This window comes from Stenotrophomonas sp. STEN033 (genome assembly GCF_056856655.1).
This window is the reverse complement of sequence record NZ_JBXFWM010000003.1, coordinates 106,066-126,895: the sequence shown is the minus strand read 5'-3', so window position 1 is coordinate 126,895 and position 20,830 is coordinate 106,066. Positions and strand designations below refer to the sequence as shown.

18 protein-coding genes, 1 tRNA gene and 1 pseudogene are annotated in these 20,830 nt (G+C 64.7%); 8 read left to right on the top strand and 12 right to left on the bottom strand.

The window, feature by feature from the left end:
• Window positions 1-28 precede the first annotated feature (28 nt).
• From AC1VXC_RS02375 to AC1VXC_RS02365, 3 genes are all read right to left on the bottom strand, one after another.
• Entirely contained in the window at window positions 29-847 is an 819-nt protein-coding gene (locus tag AC1VXC_RS02375; RefSeq protein ID WP_481537994.1) for a nucleotidyltransferase domain-containing protein, read from the bottom strand.
• A gap of 220 nt (window positions 848-1,067) precedes the next feature.
• Window positions 1,068-2,957, bottom strand: coding sequence for a tRNA uridine-5-carboxymethylaminomethyl(34) synthesis enzyme MnmG (mnmG, locus tag AC1VXC_RS02370; protein WP_481537995.1), 1,890 nt, complete (start codon window positions 2,955-2,957; stop codon window positions 1,068-1,070).
• 491 nt (window positions 2,958-3,448) lie between these two features.
• Entirely contained in the window at window positions 3,449-4,072 is a 624-nt protein-coding gene (locus AC1VXC_RS02365; RefSeq protein WP_481526907.1) for a hypothetical protein, read from the bottom strand.
• A 142-nt stretch (window positions 4,073-4,214) separates the two neighbouring features.
• Between AC1VXC_RS02365 and AC1VXC_RS02360 the strand changes: the two genes are divergently transcribed.
• Genes AC1VXC_RS02360 through AC1VXC_RS02350 form a run of 3 tightly spaced genes read left to right on the top strand, consistent with a single transcriptional unit; the run spans window position 4,215 to window position 6,243 of the window.
• Window positions 4,215-5,177, top strand: a complete 963-nt coding sequence (locus tag AC1VXC_RS02360) for a pyridoxal-phosphate dependent enzyme (protein ID WP_313173173.1) — start codon at window positions 4,215-4,217, stop codon at window positions 5,175-5,177.
• Window positions 5,174-5,782: a YdcF family protein gene (locus tag AC1VXC_RS02355; protein ID WP_313493218.1), complete on the top strand. Its 609-nt coding sequence runs from the start codon at window positions 5,174-5,176 to the stop codon at window positions 5,780-5,782. Before AC1VXC_RS02360 ends, AC1VXC_RS02355 begins: the two co-directional genes overlap by 4 nt.
• A 29-nt stretch (window positions 5,783-5,811) precedes the next feature.
• Window positions 5,812-6,243 (top strand): ketosteroid isomerase-related protein, encoded by a 432-nt coding sequence (locus tag AC1VXC_RS02350; protein WP_481537996.1) that lies wholly within the window; start codon window positions 5,812-5,814, stop codon window positions 6,241-6,243.
• A gap of 453 nt (window positions 6,244-6,696) precedes the next feature.
• Here AC1VXC_RS02350 and bioC read toward each other — a convergent pair whose 3' ends face one another.
• The 4 genes from bioC to bioB form a co-directional block, all read right to left on the bottom strand.
• The gene (bioC, locus tag AC1VXC_RS02345; protein ID WP_313493222.1) at window positions 6,697-7,584 is read right to left on the bottom strand and encodes a malonyl-ACP O-methyltransferase BioC; all 888 of its coding nucleotides are present in this window, start codon (window positions 7,582-7,584) and stop codon (window positions 6,697-6,699) included.
• Window positions 7,585-7,682: 98 nt separating this feature from the next.
• Window positions 7,683-8,450: a pimeloyl-ACP methyl ester esterase BioH gene (bioH, locus tag AC1VXC_RS02340; RefSeq protein WP_481537997.1), complete on the bottom strand. Its 768-nt coding sequence runs from the start codon at window positions 8,448-8,450 to the stop codon at window positions 7,683-7,685.
• 17 nt (window positions 8,451-8,467) lie between these two features.
• A complete protein-coding gene (gene bioF / locus AC1VXC_RS02335) occupies window positions 8,468-9,676 on the bottom strand; it encodes an 8-amino-7-oxononanoate synthase (RefSeq protein ID WP_313173168.1) in 1,209 nt (402 codons plus the stop codon).
• A 90-nt stretch (window positions 9,677-9,766) separates the two neighbouring features.
• Window positions 9,767-10,795: a biotin synthase BioB gene (gene bioB / locus AC1VXC_RS02330; protein ID WP_313493226.1), complete on the bottom strand. Its 1,029-nt coding sequence runs from the start codon at window positions 10,793-10,795 to the stop codon at window positions 9,767-9,769.
• Between the two features lie 73 nt (window positions 10,796-10,868).
• On the opposite strand from bioB, the gene AC1VXC_RS02325 reads away from it, so the two are divergent.
• Window positions 10,869-11,570: a ComF family protein gene (locus AC1VXC_RS02325; protein WP_481537998.1), complete on the top strand. Its 702-nt coding sequence runs from the start codon at window positions 10,869-10,871 to the stop codon at window positions 11,568-11,570.
• Between the two features lie 145 nt (window positions 11,571-11,715).
• Entirely contained in the window at window positions 11,716-12,297 is a 582-nt protein-coding gene (locus AC1VXC_RS02320) for an HdeD family acid-resistance protein (protein WP_313173165.1), read from the top strand.
• A 154-nt stretch (window positions 12,298-12,451) separates the two neighbouring features.
• Here AC1VXC_RS02320 and ubiA read toward each other — a convergent pair whose 3' ends face one another.
• Window positions 12,452-13,345 (bottom strand): 4-hydroxybenzoate octaprenyltransferase, encoded by an 894-nt coding sequence (ubiA, locus tag AC1VXC_RS02315; protein ID WP_313173164.1) that lies wholly within the window; start codon window positions 13,343-13,345, stop codon window positions 12,452-12,454.
• A 127-nt stretch (window positions 13,346-13,472) separates the two neighbouring features.
• On the opposite strand from ubiA, the gene AC1VXC_RS02310 reads away from it, so the two are divergent.
• Window positions 13,473-13,549 (top strand) — tRNA-Arg (locus tag AC1VXC_RS02310).
• A gap of 163 nt (window positions 13,550-13,712) precedes the next feature.
• Here the strand turns inward: AC1VXC_RS02310 and AC1VXC_RS02305 are convergent.
• Both AC1VXC_RS02305 and AC1VXC_RS02300 read right to left on the bottom strand, forming a co-directional pair.
• A complete protein-coding gene (locus AC1VXC_RS02305) occupies window positions 13,713-14,666 on the bottom strand; it encodes a hydroxymethylglutaryl-CoA lyase (RefSeq protein ID WP_482994992.1) in 954 nt (317 codons plus the stop codon).
• The gene (locus AC1VXC_RS02300) at window positions 14,666-15,865 is read right to left on the bottom strand and encodes a hypothetical protein (RefSeq protein ID WP_481538000.1); all 1,200 of its coding nucleotides are present in this window, start codon (window positions 15,863-15,865) and stop codon (window positions 14,666-14,668) included. The genes AC1VXC_RS02305 and AC1VXC_RS02300 overlap by 1 nt, the downstream gene beginning before the upstream one ends.
• A gap of 270 nt (window positions 15,866-16,135) precedes the next feature.
• Between AC1VXC_RS02300 and AC1VXC_RS02295 the strand changes: the two genes are divergently transcribed.
• Window positions 16,136-17,551 (top strand): aminotransferase-like domain-containing protein, encoded by a 1,416-nt coding sequence (locus AC1VXC_RS02295; RefSeq protein ID WP_313173161.1) that lies wholly within the window; start codon window positions 16,136-16,138, stop codon window positions 17,549-17,551.
• Between the two features lie 275 nt (window positions 17,552-17,826).
• Here AC1VXC_RS02295 and AC1VXC_RS02290 read toward each other — a convergent pair whose 3' ends face one another.
• Window positions 17,827-19,353 (bottom strand): esterase/lipase family protein, encoded by a 1,527-nt coding sequence (locus AC1VXC_RS02290; protein ID WP_481538001.1) that lies wholly within the window; start codon window positions 19,351-19,353, stop codon window positions 17,827-17,829.
• A gap of 216 nt (window positions 19,354-19,569) precedes the next feature.
• Window positions 19,570-20,001, bottom strand: a pseudogene (locus AC1VXC_RS02285) (magnesium chelatase subunit ChlI family protein); the annotation flags it as partial.
• Between the two features lie 48 nt (window positions 20,002-20,049).
• Here AC1VXC_RS02285 and AC1VXC_RS02280 point away from each other — a divergent pair.
• Window positions 20,050-20,820: a TnsA endonuclease N-terminal domain-containing protein gene (locus AC1VXC_RS02280; protein ID WP_481514810.1), complete on the top strand. Its 771-nt coding sequence runs from the start codon at window positions 20,050-20,052 to the stop codon at window positions 20,818-20,820.
• Window positions 20,821-20,830: the final 10 nt, after the last annotated feature.

Here is a 20,830-nt window from a genome sequence, read left to right as displayed (position 1 = left end):
CATAGTCGCTGTTGCCAGTTGGGGGATCTCAACGCGGTGCGTGGGCAATGAGCATTTGTCTGAAAAGTCCGTCAAGCGCGTTGGCGTCACCTTGGCCTGCAGTCAACGGCGGCGGTGTACTGCTGCGCCGCGCAAGCTCGGCATCAATGTAGTCACTGATGAGGGCTATGCGAGGGCCATCGGCTACCTCCGCGCTGCGCCGCTTTGTCACCAGCAGCTGATCAATGGCGTTGCGTACATTGCCATCGGGAAGCAGGCGATCGAGCAGGTCCTCAAAAGCCATGGGCGGCGGTGTGGGCTCGTTCTCTATCCATTGGCAGGCGAGCAAGGGCCGCAACACGTAGAGATATTTCTTGGTGCGCACCCGCTCACCTTTCAGATAGCCGCGATGATTGGCGCTTGCCATGTTGAAGTAATGCCACCAGCTGCCCAGGGGCGAGTGAAACTGCTGTACCGCGGCCTGTAATTCTGAAATGGCCTGAGCATCACCGCGATAGTGGATGGGTGAGCGCAGCCATTCGGACAGGGTTGGGTTGGACTTGGAGACCAGGCGCAATGCTTTGCGCAGATCCCAGCCGCTGATATCCAGCTCGTCATCGATGGGCAGCTCGATCACATCGCGTTGTGCTTCGCCCGGGCCGGTCCGTTCATTGACGCTCAGGTACCACGGCTGGCGATGGACGTAGATGAAGCGGGCATCGTAGTCGCTGTCCGGCGATGAGAATCCCCAGCCGCGGCTGCCGGATTCGCAGGCCATCAACACGCGTACATCGTGCTGGCGTTCGATCTGTTCCAGCGCGGCGAGTACGGCTTGGCGCTTTTCCGGGTCGATCGGGTGAATGTCCATATTCTGCGGCTCCTTTAGCGGGAGACGCAGTCTAGTCAGGGTGCGCGCGAAAGGCACTCCTTCCCAACCCTCCCCTCCGCCTTCGGCGCAAGGGAGGGGGCTGTTTGGCGTGGTCTTTCAGATGGCGAAGCGTCGCTTCTGCTCCCTCCCTTTTGCGAAGCAAAGGGGAGGGCTGGGGAGGGGTAGGCTTTCAAGGCTCCAACAACCCCTCTCGAAAATCTCACGCCACCTTGCCGCGGCGTGCCCGCTCCAGGTGCACCAGCAGCAGCGAGATTGCTGCGGGCGTCATGCCAGGGATGCGCTGCGCCTGGCCGATGCTTTGCGGACGGACGCGCTCCAGTTTCTGCAGTGCCTCGGCCGACAAGCCGCGCACCGAGGCGAAGTCGAAGCCTTCGGCGATCGCGGTGTTCTCATGGCGCTGCTGGCGTTCGATCTCTTCGCGCTGGCGGTCCAGGTAACCGGCGTACTTGACGCTGATCTCCACCTGCTCGGCGACGCGTGCGTCTTCCACGCCGGGGCCCAGCGACGGCACCTGCATCAACTTGGCGTAGTCCAGCTCGGGGCGTTTGATCAGGTCCAGCACATTGGTTTCGCGGCTGACCGCCACGCCGGTGGTCTCGGCGACTTCGCGGCCCAGTGCATTGCCCGGCGTTGCCCAGATGCCACGCAGGCGCGCGCTCTCGCTGGCAACGGCGGCCTGCTTGGTCTCGAACGCGGCCCAGCGGCGGTCATCGACCAGGCCCAGCTCGCGGCCGGTCGGGGTCAGGCGCGCGTCGGCGTTGTCCTCGCGCAGCTGCAACCGGTACTCGGCGCGGCTGGTGAACATGCGATACGGCTCGCTGGTGCCGTGGGTGATCAGGTCGTCGACCAGCACGCCGATATAGGCTTCGTCGCGGCGCGGGCACCAGCCGTCCTTGCCCTGCACGAACAGGGCGGCGTTGATGCCGGCCAGCAGGCCTTGTGCGCCGGCTTCTTCATAGCCGGTGGTGCCGTTGATCTGGCCGGCGAAGAACAGGCCGGCGACCTGGCGGGTTTCCAGCGTGTTCTTCAGGCCGCGCGGATCGAAGAAGTCGTATTCAATGGCGTAACCGGGGCGGGTGATATGCGCCTGCTCGAAACCACGGATGCTGCGCACCAGCTCCAGCTGCACGTCGAACGGCAGTGAGGTGGAGATGCCGTTGGGATAGATCTCGACCACGTCCAGGCCCTCGGGCTCGACGAAGATCTGGTGGCTGTTCTTCTCGGCAAAGCGCACCACCTTGTCTTCGATGGACGGGCAGTAACGCGGGCCGATGCCTTCGATCTGGCCGCTGTACAGCGGCGAGCGATGCAACGCGCCACGGATGATGTCGTGGGTGCGCTCGCTGGTATGGGTGATCCAGCAGCTCACCTGCTGTGGGTGCTCGCGGACATCGCCCAGATAGGACATCACCGGCAGCGGGTCATCGCCGGGCTGCTCGTCCATCACGCTGTAGTCCAGCGAGCGGCCGTCGATGCGCGGCGGGGTGCCGGTCTTCAGGCGGTCGATGGCGAACGGGCGCTCGCGCAGGCGCGCGGCCAGGGTGGTGGCCGGCGGGTCACCCATGCGCCCGGCGGTGTACTGGGTTTCGCCGATATGGATCTTGCCGGCCAGGAAGGTGCCGGCGGTCAGCACCACCGCTGGGGCGTGGAAGGTCAGGCCGGTCTGGGTGATGGCGCCGCGGATGGTGTCGCCGTCGATGATCAGATCATCCACCGCCGCCTGGAACACGGTCAGGTTGGGCTGCGACTCGACGATGCCGCGGATCGCCATGCGGTACAGGTTGCGGTCGGCCTGGCAACGGGTGGCGCGCACCGCCGGGCCCTTGGAGGCATTGAGGGTGCGCCACTGGATGCCTGCGCGATCGGCGGCATGCGCCATGGCCCCGCCCAGGGCGTCGATTTCCTTGACCAGGTGGCCCTTGCCGATGCCGCCAATGGCCGGGTTGCAGCTCATTGCGCCGACGGTTTCGACGTTGTGGGTCAGCAGCAGGGTGCGGGCGCCGCCGCGCGCGGCAGCCAGGGCCGCCTCGGTGCCGGCGTGGCCGCCGCCGATGACGATGACGTCGTAACGGTAGAAGGAGTCGCTCATGGGCGTGAGATCGGTAAAGAAAATGTGAAGTCCGTCGGCGTGGTATTCGCACGCTGTTACGGCATGTGTGGTGATTTTACCGCCAAGCGCAATCAGGTACGCATCAACCCTAAAGTTGGCACGCAACCTGCAGTTAATACATTGCACCCAGCGTGGCATGCGACATAGGCGCAACAAGGTCGGAATTGGAACAGGGGCCGACCGAAGCGCACGTTGGGGTAGCAGGGGGCCGGTAGTCGGGGGACTACCGGCCTTGCAATCCAGCAGGGCCCGCCTTGGCGGGAAAGCGTTAAAGACAAAGCCCCGGCCTAGGCCGGGGCTTTGTCTTTATTAGGCGCCGATGCCCGACAGGGCCGGAACAGGGGGGATCCAGATTTCCTGACGGACATCGACATTGAGCTGTCTGGGTAAGGCCGGTTTAGGTCACTATGCGACGTTGCCGGTCACCCGTGGAACCAAGAATGCCTGCATTTACGGCAATTGCAACCTTTTTATGGTTCCAGGTTCCTGACCCCGTGTACTTGGCGGGTTTGTGACGCCTGTCGGGCGGGCATCGGCCGTGCCTGAATGGCAGGCCGGGCGGCGGCCTGCGGACGCTGCATGGCCTGTTGCATAGGCTGGGCGCGCGGCGTCGGCTGGTAATTGGCACGCGGTTGCGGGCGCGACAGATTGTCCAGATTGCGCCACGGCGACTTGTTGCCGCCGCCGTTCACCGGCGGTGGCGGCCGGGTCGGGCGGCCGTCATTGCCGCCATTGCCATTGCCCGGTGGGCGCGGACGGTTGCCGCCATGGTTATGGTCGCCGTCACCGCCCGGATGCGGCCGCTGGCCATTGCCATGACCGGGCGGACGCTGGCCGTTGCCGTGATACGGCGGGCGCGGACGATTGTAATTGGGCCGGTAGACCGGGTAGCCGTAGCTGCCATAGCCGTAATAGCCACTGCCATAGCCATAACCGCCGTAGCCATAGCCGTTGGGGTAGCCATAGGGATAGCTGTACTGCACCGAGGGGGAGCCATGGTAGTAGCCGCCCGAACCGCCGCCTACGTAGTCATACGTGGCGCAGCCGGACAGGCCCAACAGCAGGCCGGTGGAAAGAATCAGGCGCTTGATCATGAAAAGTCCCCCCAGTGGGTATGGCATGCAGCTTCGGGCCGCCGCGTTGAATCGGCCCTTAATTCGCGTCTACATGGCTGAACATACAACGTGTGCGCAGGTGAGATGGTCGCAGGGCCGGGGCCTGGGCTAACCTTTGAGCATGAATGAACTTCCCCTGCCCGGTTTTGCCGAGGTTTTGGCGGCGGCGGCACGTATCGCTGCCCATGCGACGGTTACCCCGGTGCTGCGCTCGCGCGCGCTGGATGCCTTGGCCGGTGCCAGCCTGCATTTCAAGGCCGAGCACCTGCAGCGCAGCGGTGCATTCAAGTTCCGCGGGGCCTGCAACGCGGTGTGGTCGTTGGACGTGGAGCACGCCAGGCATGGTGTAGTGACGCATTCGTCGGGCAACCACGGGGCGGCACTGGCACTGGCGGCGCGCTCGCGGGGCGTTCCCTGCCATGTCGTGGTGCCGGAAGGCGCGGTGGCGGCCAAGTTGGCCAATATCGAACGCAACCAGGCCACGCTGTGGCGCTGCGCACCCACCCAGGCGGCGCGTGAGGCCGAGTGCCTGCGTGTGCAGCGTGAGACCGGAGCCACCTTGGTTCATCCCTATGCGGATCCGCGGGTGATCGCTGGGCAGGGGACCGCGGTGCTGGAATTGATCCGGCAGGCGGGGACTCAACTGGATGTACTGGTGGTGCCGGTTGGCGGCGGTGGACTGGCGGCCGGCAGCCTGCTGGCGATGCAGCAGTTGTTGCCCAACTGCGAACTGGTGCTGGCTGAACCCGCCGGTGCCGCCGATACCGCCCGTTCGCTGGCGGCTGGGGAGCGGCGGATCGACTTCGTGCCGGACACGCTGTGTGATGGTCTGCGTGGTGCCCTGGGTGAACCCAATTTCGCGTTGCTGCACGGTGCGGCGCAGGTGATCAGCGTGGACGATGCCGATACCGTGGCCGCGATGCGATTGATCTGGCAGGTAATGAAACAGACCGTGGAGCCGTCCTCTGCGATCACCCTGGCGGCGGTGTTGGCCCAGCCGCAGCGCTTTGTCGGGCGCACGGTGGGGTTGGTATTGTCCGGCGGCAACGTCGATTTGGATGCCTTGCCCTGGGGGCAGGCATGAAGTCAGCTGTTCGGCGCACAGGGGTGATGGGCTGGGTGTGGCGGTTGTGTGTGTTGCTGCTGTTGTGGCTGTTGGGCGTAGCGGCGTGGATCATCTGGGTCGGCGACCGTGACCAGGCCGCACCTGCCGACGCCATCATCGTGCTCGGCGCTGCGGCCTATGACGCCAAACCTTCGCCGGTGTTTGAAGAACGCATCCGTCACGGCCTGGATCTGTATCGGCAGGGCTATGCGCCGAAGTTGATTTTTACCGGTGGCTTTGGCGGCGCGGGTGCGCGTTTCTCCGAGTCGCAGGTGGCGCGGCGCTATGCGTTGAAGCAGAAGGTCCCCAGCAGCGACATCCTGATCGAAACCCGTTCGCGCACTACCCGGCAGAATCTGGTCGAGGCCAAGCAGGTGATGTTGAAGCACGACATGCACAAGGTGATCGTGGTCAGCGACCCGCTGCACATGGCACGCGCGCTGCGCCTGTCCAGGGAATTGGGCATCGATGCCTTGGCTTCGTCCACGCCTAGCACGCGCTTCCGCAGCTTCCATACCAGCTGGCGCTTTCTGCTGCAGGAGGTCTATTTCTTCCACCGCGACCTGTTTGCAAAAGGCGCTTGAGCGGTGCTCTCGTTCTCACGGGGAATGTAATGGTTGGCAATGAATCCTCTGCACGGCAGCAGGCCGTCGCGCTGGTACACGCGTACTACGCAGCGTTCAATCGCGGTGACTGGGCAGGCATGCTGGCCTGCCTGAGCGATGAGGTTGCACACGATCTCAACCAGGGGGCGCGTGAAACCGGCCGCACGCTGTTTGCCGCCTTCCTGCAGCGCATGGAGGCGAGCTATCGCGAGCAGCTGCGCGACGTGGTGGTGATGGCCAGCGACGATGGCCTGCGCGTGGCCGCCGAATATGTGGTGCACGGCGAATACCACCACACCGACGAAGGCCTGCCGCCGGCACGTGGGCAGCGTTACGTGCTGCCGGGTGGCGCGTTCTTTGATGTGCGCGATGGCAGGATCAGTCGCGTCAGCAATTACTACAACCTGCAGGACTGGATCGCGCAGGTAGTGGGCGCATAGCGGCGTTGGTGTTTGTGCTGTTGTGGGCGCGACGCAGGCTGTGAGGCATCACGATGCACGCGTGTAGGAGCGGCGTAAGCCGCGACGCTGGGAACGCTTGCGGATCGATCAGCATGCAATCTGCGAGGGCATGAGCTTGGCGGCTTCGCCGCTTCCCCTCTCCTGCCTTCGGCATCCTCTCCCGCAAGGGGAGAGGAGAAAATCAAAGGCAACTGCCAAAAGCCAAGGCCAAAGCCAAAGCCAAAAGCAAGAGCAAAAGCCAGAAGCTGAAGCTAAAGCCAAAGCCAAAGCCAAAAGCCAAAAGCCAAAAGCCAAAAGCTAAAAGCTAAAAGCTAAAGCTAAAAGCTAAAAGCTAAAAGCTAAAGCTAAAAGCTAAAGCTAAAAGCCAACACCCCAAAAAAGCCGAAAGCCGGAACAGACTGCACCGAATCCCGAATCCCGAATCCCGAATCCTTACTCCTTCGTCTTCCGCCGGATCGGAATCGCCGACAACGGTACGCTCGCCACATCATGGCCCTGCTCCCGGATCGGGGCGCCCGGTGCAGGTGCCCAGGCATGGGCGTAGACAACTTCCCAACTGCTCGGCAGCTTGCCGTCAGCACGGCGCATCGGCTCATACGCCTCGCGCGCAGCGGCAAAACGGCTGCGCCCGGTCAGGGTGTGGCGCCGGTTGTGCATGGCATTGGTGGCGCCGATTGCCTTGAGCTCGCGCATCAGTGCGGGCAGGTCGTCGTAGGTCAGGGTGAACATGTCGCGGTCCAGTACCGGATCGCGGAAGCCGGCCATCATCAAGGCATCGCCGAACTGGGCGATCTGCACGAAGTGGCTCACGTGCGAGGTGTCATCGGCCTGGGCGAAGGCCTGGCGCAGCTCCACCAGCGTGTCGTGGGCGAAGGTGGAACAGACCAGCAGGCCGTTCGGCTTGAGCACACGGCGGAAGCCGGCAAATACCGCTGGCAGGTCTTCCACCCACTGCAGGCACAGGTTGCTGTAGATCACGTCCACGCTGTTGTCGGCCAGCGGCAGGGCGCGGGCGTCGGCGCAGACGCGCGAGAACGGGCGCCACCAGCTGGCCTGCTTCCTGGCCTCGGCCAGCATCGGCAGGGCCAGGTCCAACGCGATCACCTGCGCCTTCGGCCAGCGCTTCTTCATCGCCGCGGTGGCGTGGGCCGGGCCGCTGCCCACGTCCAGTACCACCTGCGGTTGCCGGTCTTCCAGGTAGTCCAGCGATTCCAGCAGTCGCTTGGCTACTTCCTGCTGCAGCACCGCGGCGGCGCGGTAGCTGCTGGCGGCACGCGAGAAGGCGCGGCGGACGTGTTTGGGGTCGAACAGAGAAGACATGACGGTGATTCGGATTGGTAATTCAGGGGAGAGGCACGGTTGCGCTCAAGCGGCCAACGACATCATCGGCCAGTGCGCGCGAATGGCTGCGTAACCACTCACGCGCAGCCCGCAACGAACTGTTGCAGCAGCCCGGCAACGTGGTCGGCGTGGCCAAGGAAGGGGGCATGGCCGCCGCCGTCGATGGTGTGGGCGGCGTGCAGGCCCGCCGGCGCCAATGCGGCAGCCTGGTGCATGGCCTTGGAGGGCACCAGCCGGTCGCGCTGGCCGCCTATCCACAAGCCCGGTTTGTGCAGGCTGGGAAGGCTGCCGCGCAGGTCGCTGCGCTCCAGCAGCGCCAGGCCTTCGTGCAGCGCACGCGGGGCCGGCTCGCCACGTTCGACCAGCGCATCGCGCAGGGTGCGCAGTTCGCTGCGGGCGTGCTGCGAGCCCATCACGTCCAGCGCGAGGAAGCGTTCGAGGGTGCCGCGGTAGTCCTGTTCCAGATCGCGCCCGAACTGCTCGAACACCGCCGGCTCGACCGCATCGGGCCAATCGGCATCGCGGACGAACCGCGGCGTGGCTGCCAGCATCGCCAGCCCGCGCACCTGCGGCAATGTAGCGGCGCCGTGCAGGGCCACCAGCCCGCCCAACGACCAGCCGCACCACACCGCCGCCGGCGTGGCGCTGGCGATGGCGTTGACCAGGTAGGGCAGGCGAAGCGGGGTGGCGTCGTCGCGGCTGTGGCCGTGGCCAGGCAGGTCGACCACATGCAGCTCGAAGTGCGGCGCCAGCCGTTCCAGCAGCGGCGCGAAGATGCCGCCATGCAGTGCCCAGCCGTGGATCAGGACCAATGCCGGTCCGCTGCCGGTGACTTCGATATGCATGGCGTTACAACCGGTTCTCAGGCAACAGTGTTCAGGGATTTCTGGTACAGCACCACGTCGCGGGCCTTGGCGATCGCTTCCACCAGCGCCTTGACCTGGTCCACGGTATGCAGCGCCGACAAGGTCACGCGCAGGCGCGCCTTGCCTTCGGGCACGGTCGGCGGGCGGATCGCGCTGACCAGGAAGCCGGACTGCTCCAGCGTTGCCGACAAGGCCATCACCGTGGCTTCGTCACCGCACAGCAGCGGTTGGATCGGGGTCTCCGAGGCCATCAGTTCCAGGCCGTGATGCCGCGCACCGTCACGGAAGCTGGCGATCAATTCGGTCAGCTTGTCGCGGCGCCAATGGTCGCGGCGCGCGAGCTTCACCGCGGCCAGCGAGGCGGCAGCCTGTGCCGGCGGCAGGGCGGTGGTGTAGATGTAAGGACGCGCGGTTTCGGCCAGATGCTGGATCAGTGCGTCCTCGCCCACCACCACGGCGCCGTGCCCGCCCAGGGCCTTGCTCAGCGTCAGCAGTTGCAGCGGAACCTCGTTCACGCCCAGGCCGGCATCGGCCACGCAGCCGCGGCCGTGTTCGCCGATCACCCCGATGCCATGCGCGTCGTCCACATAGAACAGCGCTTCCTGCATGCGCGCCACCAGCGACAGCGAGCGCAGCGGGGCGATGTCGCCATCCATGCTGAAAACACCATCGGTGACCAGCATGGCAGCGCCGTCGCCGGCGTTCTTGAGCTGGCGCATGGCGCCTTCGCTGTCCAGGTGCGGATAGCGACGCAGGCGGCAGCCGGCCAGGCGGCTGGCGTCGAGCAGGCTGGCGTGGTTGAGCCGGTCCTGCACGCAGATATCGGTTTCTTCACTGAGCAGCGCCTGCTGCACGGCGAGGTTGGCCATGAAGCCGCTGTCGAACAGCAGGGCGCGTGGGTAGCCGAGCCAATCGGCCATCTCGCGTTCCAACTGTTCGTGCAGGCTGTGGTGGCCACAGACCAGGTGCGAGGCGGTGCTGCCAGCGCCTTCGCGGCCAGCAGCGTCCTGCAACGCGGCGATCACCTCGAACTGTTGCGACAGGCCGAGGTAGTCATTGCTGCAGAAGCCGGTTAACCAGCGGCCGTCCAGTTCCAATCGCACCCCGTCACGGCGGCTGATGCTGCGCCGGCTGCGGATGCGGCCCTGGGCAAGCCGCAGCTTGCGCTGGGCGATGATGCGGTCGTGGATGTCAGGACGGGCCATGGCAAGGTTCATGGTCAAGCGGGCAGCTAGCGTACCCGGTTGCCTGTAAGAATGCCCAAGCGGCGCCCCGGCGACGGGGCGCCAACCGGGTCAGGCGCTGTGCGCGCAGGCCGGGGCGATATCCAGGTGGACCGTGCCGGGGTGGTCGTGGTCGTCGGCGTCCACGTTTACCTGCAGCGGGCGGATGCCGAGGCGGGCGAACAGGGCCTGGTCGCGCTCGGTGTCCGGGTTGCCGGTGGTCAGCAGCTTTTCGCCATAGAAGATGGAGTTGGCACCTGCCAGGAAGCACAGCGCCTGCAGCTCGTCGCTCATGCTCTCGCGGCCGGCCGACAGCCGCACCATCGAGCGCGGCATGACGATGCGGGCGACCGCGATCATGCGCACGAACTCGAACGGGTCCAGCTCGGCACTGCCGTGCAGCGGGGTGCCGGCGACCTGCACCAGGCGGTTGATCGGCACCGAGTCCGGGTGCGCCGGCAGGTTGGCCAGCGCCTGCAGCAGGCCGGCGCGGTGCTCGCGGGTCTCGCCCATGCCGACGATGCCGCCGCAGCAGGTCTTCATGCCGGCGTTGCGCACGTGTTCCAGCGTGTCCAGGCGGTCCTGGTACTGGCGGGTGTGGATGATGGAGTCGTAGTAATCCGGCGCGGTGTCCAGATTGTGGTTGTAGTAGTCCAGCCCGGCGTCCTTCAATGCCTGCGCCTGATGGCCTTCGAGCATGCCCAGGGTGGCGCAGGTCTCCAGGCCCAGCGACTTCACCTCGCGGATCATCGCCGCCACCTTGGGGATGTCACGGTCCTTGGGCGAGCGCCAGGCAGCACCCATGCAGAAGCGCGAGGCACCGGCCTGCTTGGCGGCGCGGGCACGGGCCACCACGCTGTCGGTGTCCATCAGCTTCTGCGCGTCCACGCCGGTGTCGTAGCGCTGGGCTTGCGGGCAGTAGGCACAGTCTTCCGGGCAGCCGCCGGTCTTGACCGAGAGCAGGGTGGAAACCTGTACCTGCGCCGGGTCGAAGTGCTGGCGGTGCACGCTGGCGGCGCGGTGCAGCAGCTCGGGGAAGGGCAGTTCGAGCAGGGACAGCAGCTCTTCGCGCTTCCAGTCGTGGCGGATGACGGTGGACATCGGTGTTACCTGACAGATGGGGCGATGGAAGCGGCGCAGTCTGGTCAGCATATACATCGCTGTCAACCATCAAATGAATCATCTGGTTTACAGGATTGGAGGGCGCTTGTCGGCGCTGCTGTTCCCGCCACGCTGCCTGGTGTGCGGCGAGGATGGCCTGCCGGGGCGGGACCTGTGCCTGGCTTGCAGCCTTGGGATGCCGTGGCAACAGGCCGCCTGCAGGCGCTGTGCCTTGCCCTTGCCCGGGGCCGATGCGGAGGGCCTGTGTGGCGCCTGCCAACACGCGCGCTCGCCCCTGCAGGCGGTGCGGGCGGCGTTCACATACAACGCGCCGCTTGATGGCCTGCTGCTGCGCTTCAAGTTTCACCATGATCTCAGCGCCGGCCGTTTGCTGTCAGCGTTGATGGTGGATGTACTGGGCAGTGCCGAGCGCCCGCAGGCGATCGTGCCGGTGCCGCTGCATCTGTCGCGGCTGCGTCAGCGGGGCTATGACCAGGCCTGGGAGCTGGCCAGGCCGCTGGCGCGCGCGCTGCAGCTGCCACTATGCCGGGGCCTGCACAGGCAGCGTCCCACACCGCCACAATCGGAACTGGATGCATCGGAGCGCAAGCGCAATCTGCGCGGCGCTTTCATCGCGGTGGGGCAACCGCCAGCGCATGTGGTGCTGCTGGATGATGTGATGACCACCGGAGCGACCTTGCAAGCCGCTGCGCTCACCCTGCGCCGCGCCGGCGTGCAGCGGGTGGATGCCTGGGTCTGCGCGCGCGTGCCCTGATCGCTGCCGAGGTGATCAGCAAGGCCAGGCCAGCAGTGCGGTCCGCTTGAAATCGCCGATGTCATCTCTACATGCCATTACTACAGCGATGGGCCTAGACTGGGGTCGAGAGGCCTTTACACCTGTTCAACATGAGGAGACGGACATGGGAGCTTCCCCGGGATTTCCTGCTGGATCGTTGTTTGGCACGCTGACGCGCAATTGGTGGGTGCTGCTGTTGTTCGGTCTGTTTGCAGTGATATTCGGCGTATTGGCGGTGATGGCACCGGTGCGCACCGCAACGGTGCTGGCGTGGTGGTTGGGCATCATGGCCATTGTTGAAGGCGTGGTCGTGCTGATTTCGGCTTTCAGTGGCTCGGCGCCGGTTTCGCGTGGCTGGGCGCTGTTCTATGCGCTGGCATCGATAGGCTTTGGCGTGTTGGCGGTGATCAACCCGCTGGCTACGGCGAGCGTGCTGCTGCTGTTCCTGGCCGCCTGGCTGGTGGTTGGCGGCATTTACCGCATTGTGTTCGCCATCCGCGTGCGCAAGCAGATCACTGGTGAGTGGATGCTGATTGTCAGCGGTCTGCTGGCAGTGGCCTTGGGCGTGATGTTCGCGCTGAACCCCTTGGCCGGATTGGCGGTGACTTCGCTGTGGATCGGCGTGCTGGCCTTGATCTACGGGGTGCTGCAGATAATTGCAGCGTTCCGCCTGCGTTCGCTGGGCAAGTCCATCGGCGCGATGTAGTGCTTACCCCTCCCCAGCCCTCCCCTTAGCTGCGCGAAAGGGCGGGGGTGTAGTGCCGAGCCATGCTCGGCAGAGGCTTCACCGGCAATGCTTCAGCCGAGCATGGCTCGGCTCTACCTAAAACAAAACGGCCCGCATTGCGGGCCGTTTCGTTTCAATCCAGATACTGGCTGGCGACGATGCCGGCAAACAACACCGCGCCGACCCAGTTGTTGTGCAGGAAGGCCTTGAAGCAGGGCTCGCGCTCACGGTCGCGGCACAGCCAGAACTCGTACACCACCAAGGCCATCGCCACGCCGATTCCGGCCCAATACGCCCAGCCCAGCCCCGCACGCTGTCCGACCAGCGCCATCGCGGCAAAGAACAGCGCGTACAGGATGCCCTGGATGACCAGGTCCAGATCGCCGAACAGGATGGCGGTGGAATGCGAACCCACCTTCAGGTCATCGTCGCGGTCGACCATGGCGTACCAGGTGTCGTAGGCGGTGGACCAGAGGATGTTGGCGGCGTACAGCACCCAGCCCAGCGGCGGGACCTCGCCCTGGATGGCGGCGAAGGCCATCGGGATGCCCCAGCCGAAGGCCATGCCCAGGTAGACCTGCGGCAGATGCGTATAGCGCTTGAGGTAGGGATAGCTGGCGGCGAGGAATACGCCGATGAAGCTCAGCCCGATGGTCAGGGCATTCAGGGTCAGGACCAGCGCAAATGCGACCAGCATCAAGCCGGCGAACAACGTCAGCGCTGCGCGGCCGGAGATGGCACCGGTGGCCAGCGGCCGGTCCTTGGTGCGCTTGACGTGCGGGTCCAGCCAGCGGTCGGCGTAGTCATTGATCACGCAGCCGGCCGAGCGGGTCAGCCACACCCCAGCGCTGAACACGAACAGTGTCCACAGCGGTGGCAGGCCGTCGGCAGCAAGCCACAGCGCCCACCAGGTGGGCCACAGCAGCAGCAAGGTGCCGATCGGGCGGTCGGCGCGCATCAATTTCCAGTAGTGCCCGAACCGCGAGGTGTTGGCTGCGGTGGACGGTGTATTTGGGAGACGGCTCATGCGTAAAGGTTAACAGCTGGGCGGTTTTTCCCGCCCGCCTGTGCCGATCTGTTGGATGGGGGCAGACCTGCGGACGCTTTTGCCGTTAGAATGCGCCTCCGCCCGGCTCAGCCGGCCGGGTCACAATGCGCCCGTAGCTCAGCCGGATAGAGTAGTGGCTTCCGAAGCCATTGGTCGGGGGTTCGAATCCCTCCGGGCGCGCCAGATTCCAGCCTGCCATCTGCGCAGGTCGCCAGAAGCCCCGCATCGCGGGGCTTCTGCTTTTCGACGATAGGGCCGACCGGCGCGGAGACTACGGACTGGAAACCGCGGCAAGGCGTGCCTGGTGCGCTTGCGCCGCGCGCAGGGCTGCGGGCCGTGGCCATCATCAGCCCGTCGCCCCGGTCCTGCCCTTGGCCTGGCGGTGCCTGGCGCGCAGGGCGCGACCCACCCGCGATTCGGTTTTGCGCTGCAGTATGCAATCTATGTAATCGGCCGCCAGCAGCAGCGCATCCAGATCTACCCCGCAGCCGATACCCAGCTCGGTGCACAGATAGACCAGGTCTTCGGTGGCGAGGCTGCCGGCAGCATCCGGCGCATGGGCGTCGCCACCGAGCCCGGAAATGGCGCTGTCGAACGCGCGCACGCCGTGCTCCAGTGCTTCAACCACGTTGGCGATGGCCAGCCCGAAGGTGTCATGGAAATGGGCGGCGAGGTGATGCACGGGCACCTCGGTGGCACACGCGCGGAGCAACGTGCCCACTGACGCAGGGGTCCCCGATCCGGTTGTGTCCCCCAGGCTGATTTCGCGGCAGCCCATTTCATGGAAGCGCGCAACGATGCGGGTGACATCCGACAGCGCCACCTTCCCATCGAACGGACAGTCGATGGCCGTGGACAGCGCAGCCCTGACCTGGATGCCTGCTGCCAGTGCATGTCCGGCGATCTTGTCGGCGCGGCGCAGGCTCTCGGCGATGTTGCAATTGAAGTTGGCGCGGCAATACGCATCCGATGCCGCCGACGCGACGGTGACATCGCGGCAGCCACTGGCGATGGCCCTCTCCAGCCCTTTCATGTCTGGCACCCACAGCGAGCGGATCCGGTCGATGGGCGGCGTGCCCAACAACGCACAGAGCGTCGCGGTGTCGGCCATCTGCGGTACCTGGCGTGAGGGGGCGAACGAACCGATTTCGACTTCCCTGATCCCGGCTGATTCCAACAATTCGATCAGATTGATCCGCACCGTGGTCGGCAGCACCCTGGCCTGGTTGGCCAAGCCGCGGTGCGCGCCTGTCTCGATGATGCGCACCCGATCTGCCGTTGTCGGCGCCTGTGTCTGCATCAGCGGCTCCGCAGTGCATCGAGCAGCGCTACCGCACGGTCGCTGCGGATGTCTGCCGCAGTTGGCATGGACCGCACGAGCACATCGACTTCAGCCCCTCGCGCGCCCACCAATAGTGCGAGATCACGCGCGTGCCTGGCGGGCTCCGCGGCAGCGATGGCGTCAGTCGCATGGGCATGCAGGCTGGCCAGACTGCATGCCAGACCGATGGCGGCGGCGTGATTGATCGGCTGCAGGCCTGGGCAGGCATCGGCAGCAGGTGCCGGATGCTGCCTGTCCTGGCACAGGTCCCATTGAACGGCGACCACCGGCACGGCAATCCTGCCGCAGAGACGGCCACGGTGGTCGCAGTACCAGACGGCCAGCGCGGTATTGCCGCAGGCATGCGCCGTCCAGCTGTTCTGCGGCCCGGTGTGAGTTGCCGCCGTGCCGGCGAGCACCGCGTTCACTGTTTCAACGATGCGGGCGTTGTACAGGTCGGTCCGATACTGACGGGCACAGATGAAGGTGTGCAGATCCACAATGCGCCCGGCCAGTGCATCGACCTCAAGGAAGGGGGCGAAGCGCTGCGTCTGCAGGGTGATCTGTGCGCACAGCAGCTGCTGATCAGCGATGCGAGTGATGGATGTTCCGACCTTGCGGCCCTGGATCAGCGGCTCGATATGCTGCGCCACCCCAGCAACCATGCCGCTGATGCCGCGGCAATTGGAGCACCCGGCAATATCCACAACCAGCGCGACCTCGAGGCAGGCACCGTGGCGAAGGGCGTAGCCCGGATGTGCGTCGATGCTCTTGCAGCCGCCCCCGTGGGCAACCAGCAGCGGGTTCATGGTGTTGGCCAGACCGACCAGCTGATTGCCCAGGCGTAGTACCCGCGAACCTGCGCTGCGGATGTCGTCGATACCCGCGAACTGAATGCATACGCGTAACAGCGGGCCTGCGCCGAAAGCGATGAATCCATCGTTGCCGCTGAGGTGGGCCAAACGACTGATGAGGGAGGCCAACGTCCTGCTGATGCCTGGCATGTGGACGCGCTGCGCGATGCCATTGAGCAGCAAGCCTTCGATGAAGCCGGATGACGGGTCGTTGGGTGGCTCACGGCAGCCGACGCGGTCCGCGCCGATGCCAAACGAGCCGTCCGGTAGTGCACTGTCGGCGAAATTACAGGCGGCATGTGCGCGCGTTTTGGCTGCCTGCATTGCAGTCCCGTCTTCTTGCACTGCGGGTGGCGAATGTGCAGAAACTGCGTTCACGCGTATCCCCTTGCACGAGTGATCGCCATCGAGGGTCGCGCAGATCTGCAGGCGGCGCGTAAGCAATGCAGCGCAGCCGGTGGGTACAGTTACAGGAAACAGCAATGCCGGTGACGCGCGATCGCGAGCGCATCTCAAAATGTCTGTTTATGCTCTTTACAGAGTGCCGCGGTGCGCCGATACAGTCAGTGCCTGAAGAATTTTGCATGGATTTTTATGCGCTCTGAACCACGGAAGATTTCACTAGCGGAAAAAGTTGCCATGGACATCGGTCGCCAGATTTTGGCCGGTGTGCTGAAGCCCGGCGACAAGCTGCCTTCGTTGCGCGAGTACGCACGATTGAACGGCTACTCGAAGAACACGGTCATCTCGGCGTTTGATCTGCTCGGCGAGAGGGCGCTGGTCGAAGCGCAGCACGGCAAGGGCTTCTTTGTACGCGGCATCGAGGTGCCCGCCGAACGCGACATTGACGAGGAACCGATCGGCTACAGCCGGGTGATCGATACGCTGTGGATGATGCGCCAGCAGGCCATCCGCGAGCCGGGGCGCTCGCATCTGGCGGAGGGTTTTCCGCCGGTCGATTGGTTGACCTATATGCGCCTTGATCGCTTCCACCGGCAGGTTGCCCGCAGCGGCATCGGCAGCCTCTTCCGCTACGGCAACCGCTACGGCTATCTGCCGCTGCGCCAGCAGCTGATACGACGCCTGGCCATGCACGGCATGGAGCTTGGCCCACGCCAGCTGGTGACCACGTTCGGTGCCAATCACGCGCTTGACCTGATCATCCGGCGTCATGTTGCACCCGGTGACACCGTGCTGGTGGAACAGCCGGGCTATTACCCGTTGTTCGGCAAGCTGCAGTTGCATGGTGCAAAATCCGTCGCCATCACCCGGCGCGTGGATGGCCCGGACCTGGTCGAGTTCGAGACGGCGCTGCAGACCAGCAAGGCACGCATCTTCTTCATGCAGAGCACCGCGCACAATCCGACCGGCACCGATGTGTCGCCGGAGGTCGGCAAGCGTTTGCTTGAGCTGGCGGCGGCGCACAACGTGCTGATCGTCGAAAACGACGCCATGGCCGACTTCAAGCCGAATTCGGCATTTCGCCTGTCGTCGTTGGCGCAGTTCCGCAACACGCTGTATGTGGGTAGTTTCTCAAAATCGGTATCGGCCGCGCTGCGCAGCGGATTCATCGCCGGGGAGAACGCCCACATCGAGGAGCTGGCCGACCTGAAGATGCTGCTGCATATCGGCAGCAGCGAGTATGGCGAACGCGTGCTTGAAGCGATCCTGCGCGAGGGGAACTTCCTGCGCCATGTCGGGCGCCTGCAGGACCGCGTCCGCGCCGCCACTGCCGAAGGTCTGGACGTGCTGCAGCGGCTCAACGCCACGGTCTATGCCACACCCGAGCAGAGCTTGTATCTGTGGGCGCGTTTCGATGGTATCGACGATACGCGCCAGCTGACCGCCCGCCTGCTGGCACGAGGTGTTGTGCTGGCGCCCGGTGCGTTCTTCAACGTCGACGCCGAGCAGGTGTCGCCATGGACACGCTTGAATGTGGCCTATCTGAACGACAGCGTCTTCATCGACAGCCTCCGCGAGGAGATGGACCAGGTTGCGGCACTGGCGTGATGCCTGGCTGAAAGTGCGGAACTGTCACTGCCGGCCGCGACCGGCAGTGACGCATGGCTTGATCATTGCGTCGTGCGGCGGGTCCTGGTGATCCAAGATCTGTGCATCGCGCTGATGGCGAAAGTGGGCGGGGCGCGATTGAGGGTCCCTTGCCGGGGTGGCGCTCCGCCTGGCGCCGACGTCGTGGCAACTGCGGCTTCGGGCCAGAAGCGCCATCGCCACAGAACAGCAGCATGGCGGCGTCTGCTCCGCAATTGCCGTGGCCCTCGTTCTTCCTAGCGCCAGTCAGAGAGCGACAGTTTCAGCTCTGCCTGGAAGCCTTTGGCCGACTGCAGCGGAATACCGAAGATGTTGGGTGCCTGCTGGTTGATGCCGATGGCCTTGGTGCGGGCCGTGTCCAGCTCGGCCTCGTTCTTCGGACCGCCGGCCCATTGATCATCGCTCCACACGTAACGCAGGCGCCAGCCGCCCGCATCGTCGGGCTTGGCGAAGACCACCAGCGTGTTGCGGAACAGGTACTCGCCGGGGATGTGGTTCTTCAGGAACAGCGCGCCATCAACCTGATAGCCGGCATTGCTGACCGCAAGATCGATGGAAAACGCGATCTCGCTGCCGGCCAGGATCTTGCTGCTGTCGAGGAACACCGAGAACAGCACGGTCGAGCGTTTGTCCTTGAGCAGGTTGCCCTGCGCATCGAAGATATCGCCGTACTCGCGGCGGATGGCACATTGGTTGGCCTGGGTGCGCGAGGTGAGTTCGTAGGTGTAGGCACCGCGCGGGGCGACGGTGGCCTCGATGTAGTAGGAGGATTCGATCTTCTTGCCGCGCTTGCGCGCGGCTTCGATCTCGGGCGGAAAGGGCAGGGCGCTGATGTCGAGCTGGGCCGTGGCGCAGGTATCGCCGAACAGGAAGCGCACCAGGTTCTGGTAACCCTCCTCGGAGTTGACGATACCGAAGTAGCCGCTGTGGCTGCGGTTGACGAAGGCCCGCGGTGAGCCTTCGACATAGGCATTGGCAATGCGTACCAGGCCATCGCTCAGTGCGCCGACCGCAAACGAAGACAAGCCATGCGCAGCGGCGTAGTCGCGGCTGTTGGTACCGATCAGGCAGAACAGGCGCTCGGGCGGGAAGCCGGAGTTGCCCAGTGTATTGACCTTGTCCTTGGACACCTTCAGGTACTTGCCCATGTTGCTGCGGTTGAAATTGTTGATGTCGTTGATCGACAGCAGGTTCGGCAGGTTGATGCCGCCGACCTCGATGCCGTTGTGCGGCGTGGCATAGGTGAAGGCCTTGTCGACCATCGCTCGGACCTCGGCGTTGGCCACGTCGGGGTTCTGGAGGAGGCAGCGGCAGATCAGTCCGCCCATCGAGTGGGCCACCAGATAGACACGGAAAGCCTTGCGCATGGCCGCGTTGTTGCCGCAGATGCTGTCGCGCAGTTGCTCGATGCGCTTGCCCAATGCGGCAGCGGCATCCGGGATCGACGGCGTCTTGCCATCGCCGAAGGCCGGGTCGGCTGGATCGTAGTAGCGATGGATGACGATGCAGCGCGGTGAGATGCGGTCACGGCGCTCGGCGCCGAACTCGTAGACGTCGCGGTAGTTGTAGTCCTTCATCAAGCGCACCAGCGGCGACTCGAAGACGAACTTGACGATGCTGCCGTCCTGCGCCTGGCGCATCTTGGTGGAGCCGGCCTCGAAGCCCATGAAGGGCGTGGAGGTGGTCTCGACGATCTCGTCGCGGGTCATTGCATAGCCGCGCACATAGATGATCGGGAAGTAGGGGCGTTCGATACGTTCCATGGCCGGTCTCCGCGGGGACTGCCGGCGATGGTGAACGGATTTTCGGGATTTGTCTTGAATGTGGTGCTTCAAGAGCTTCCCCCTCCCCAGCCCTCCCCTTGGCTGCGCCAAAGGGAGGGGGCCAAGCTCTGCCCCCTCCCTTGCGCGAAGCGCAGGGGAGGGGTGAGGTCTTTGCCTTTGTAGTGGCTCTACGCGACACCAAAGCCCTCCACAACGCTACCCCTCACCTCCAACACCACCCCGATCCAACTGCCGATACCCAATCGCCTCGGTCAGATGCGCCCGTTGGATCGCAGGCTCCCCGGCAAGATCTGCAATCGTCCGCGCCACCCGCAGGATCCGGTGCATCGAACGCGCCGACAGCTGCAAGCGCTCCATCGCCTGCTCAAGCAGATCACCTTCAGCAGTGGACAGCGCGCAGTCGCGCAGCGTCTCCGCTTGCCCAAGATGTGCGTTGGCCTTGCCCGCTCGTTGCAACTGGCGTGTCCGTGCCTGCATCACCCGCTCGCGCACTACGGCGCTGCTTTCGCCTGCACTTGTGTCGCCACGCAATTCACTCGGTGCCAAACGTGGCACCTGCAGGTGCAGGTCAATGCGGTCCAGCAAGGGGCCGGAGATGCGTGCGCGATAGCGACGGATGCTCTCAGCGTGACATTTCCAGAAGTCTTCGCGACCATCGGGCCAAGGAGGCCCGAAATGACGCCAGAGACCGCACATCAGTTGAAGCGACTTCAAACCTTACTGGCTGCGACTTCTTATAGTTTTCCAGCAGAAGATGCGAAAGGCTTCCCAAACTTGCTCCCAGCCGCCAGAAAGATAGGTTTAGGCCGCCGGTCGCTGACCGGAATGATGACGTCCGGCGCGAAGGTAGAGGGTCCCGGCCCCTTCGAATCCGCCTTGGAGCGGGACTACTTCGTCCTCCTCGAGTTCGACCAGCAGGTCTCGGTCTGGCATCCCCAGCCCGCCGAAGTGACCGGGCCCGCTGCTGGCCGGTTGGGAAACCAGAAGTACTACCCGGACGTCCTGGTTGAACGGATTGAGACCGTGAACGGCGAGCCGACCCAGCGGGCGGAGCTGTGCGAGATCAAGTATCGGGAGGAAATCTTCCGGAAATGGGTCACCCTCAAGCCCAAGTTCAAAGCCTGCCGCCGCTACGCCCGCCAGCGGGGCTGGCGGTTCCGGATTCTCACCGAGGTTGAGATTCGGACCCCGCGGCTGGCCAATGCCAAGTTCCTTCTCCCTTACTCGCGTCGGGATACCGACTGGATCCTGGAGCACCAGGTGATGGAGTCGGTCCGCGCCTTGGGCGAAACGACCATTCACCAGTACATGGCCTCGCTGCCAGGCAGCCAGTGGGACAAGGCAGCGGTACTGCCGGTTGTGTACTACCTGATCTGCAGGGGTGAGATCGTGGCCAACCTGGATCAGCCACTGACGCCACAGTCTCCGATCCGTGCCGTCGACTAGTAGCTCGACG

Coding starts and splice junctions, on each gene's coding strand:
- AC1VXC_RS02320 (WP_313173165.1), top strand. CDS start 11,716: ATGGGAGCTTCCCCGGGATTTCCTGCTGGATCGTTGTTTGGCACGCTG.
- AC1VXC_RS02280 (WP_481514810.1), top strand. CDS start 20,050: ATGACGCCAGAGACCGCACATCAGTTGAAGCGACTTCAAACCTTACTG.
- AC1VXC_RS02300 (WP_481538000.1), bottom strand. CDS start 15,865: ATGCAGGCAGCCAAAACGCGCGCACATGCCGCCTGTAATTTCGCCGAC.
- bioB (WP_313493226.1), bottom strand. CDS start 10,795: ATGTCCACCGTCATCCGCCACGACTGGAAGCGCGAAGAGCTGCTGTCC.
- AC1VXC_RS02375 (WP_481537994.1), bottom strand. CDS start 847: ATGGACATTCACCCGATCGACCCGGAAAAGCGCCAAGCCGTACTCGCC.
- ubiA (WP_313173164.1), bottom strand. CDS start 13,345: ATGAGCCGTCTCCCAAATACACCGTCCACCGCAGCCAACACCTCGCGG.
- AC1VXC_RS02295 (WP_313173161.1), top strand. CDS start 16,136: ATGCGCTCTGAACCACGGAAGATTTCACTAGCGGAAAAAGTTGCCATG.
- AC1VXC_RS02290 (WP_481538001.1), bottom strand. CDS start 19,353: ATGGAACGTATCGAACGCCCCTACTTCCCGATCATCTATGTGCGCGGC.
- AC1VXC_RS02325 (WP_481537998.1), top strand. CDS start 10,869: ATGAATCATCTGGTTTACAGGATTGGAGGGCGCTTGTCGGCGCTGCTG.
- mnmG (WP_481537995.1), bottom strand. CDS start 2,957: ATGAGCGACTCCTTCTACCGTTACGACGTCATCGTCATCGGCGGCGGC.
- AC1VXC_RS02355 (WP_313493218.1), top strand. CDS start 5,174: ATGAAGTCAGCTGTTCGGCGCACAGGGGTGATGGGCTGGGTGTGGCGG.
- bioH (WP_481537997.1), bottom strand. CDS start 8,450: ATGCATATCGAAGTCACCGGCAGCGGACCGGCATTGGTCCTGATCCAC.
- AC1VXC_RS02305 (WP_482994992.1), bottom strand. CDS start 14,666: ATGCAGACACAGGCGCCGACAACGGCAGATCGGGTGCGCATCATCGAG.
- bioC (WP_313493222.1), bottom strand. CDS start 7,584: ATGTCTTCTCTGTTCGACCCCAAACACGTCCGCCGCGCCTTCTCGCGT.
- AC1VXC_RS02360 (WP_313173173.1), top strand. CDS start 4,215: ATGAATGAACTTCCCCTGCCCGGTTTTGCCGAGGTTTTGGCGGCGGCG.
- bioF (WP_313173168.1), bottom strand. CDS start 9,676: ATGGCCCGTCCTGACATCCACGACCGCATCATCGCCCAGCGCAAGCTG.
- AC1VXC_RS02350 (WP_481537996.1), top strand. CDS start 5,812: ATGGTTGGCAATGAATCCTCTGCACGGCAGCAGGCCGTCGCGCTGGTA.
- AC1VXC_RS02365 (WP_481526907.1), bottom strand. CDS start 4,072: ATGATCAAGCGCCTGATTCTTTCCACCGGCCTGCTGTTGGGCCTGTCC.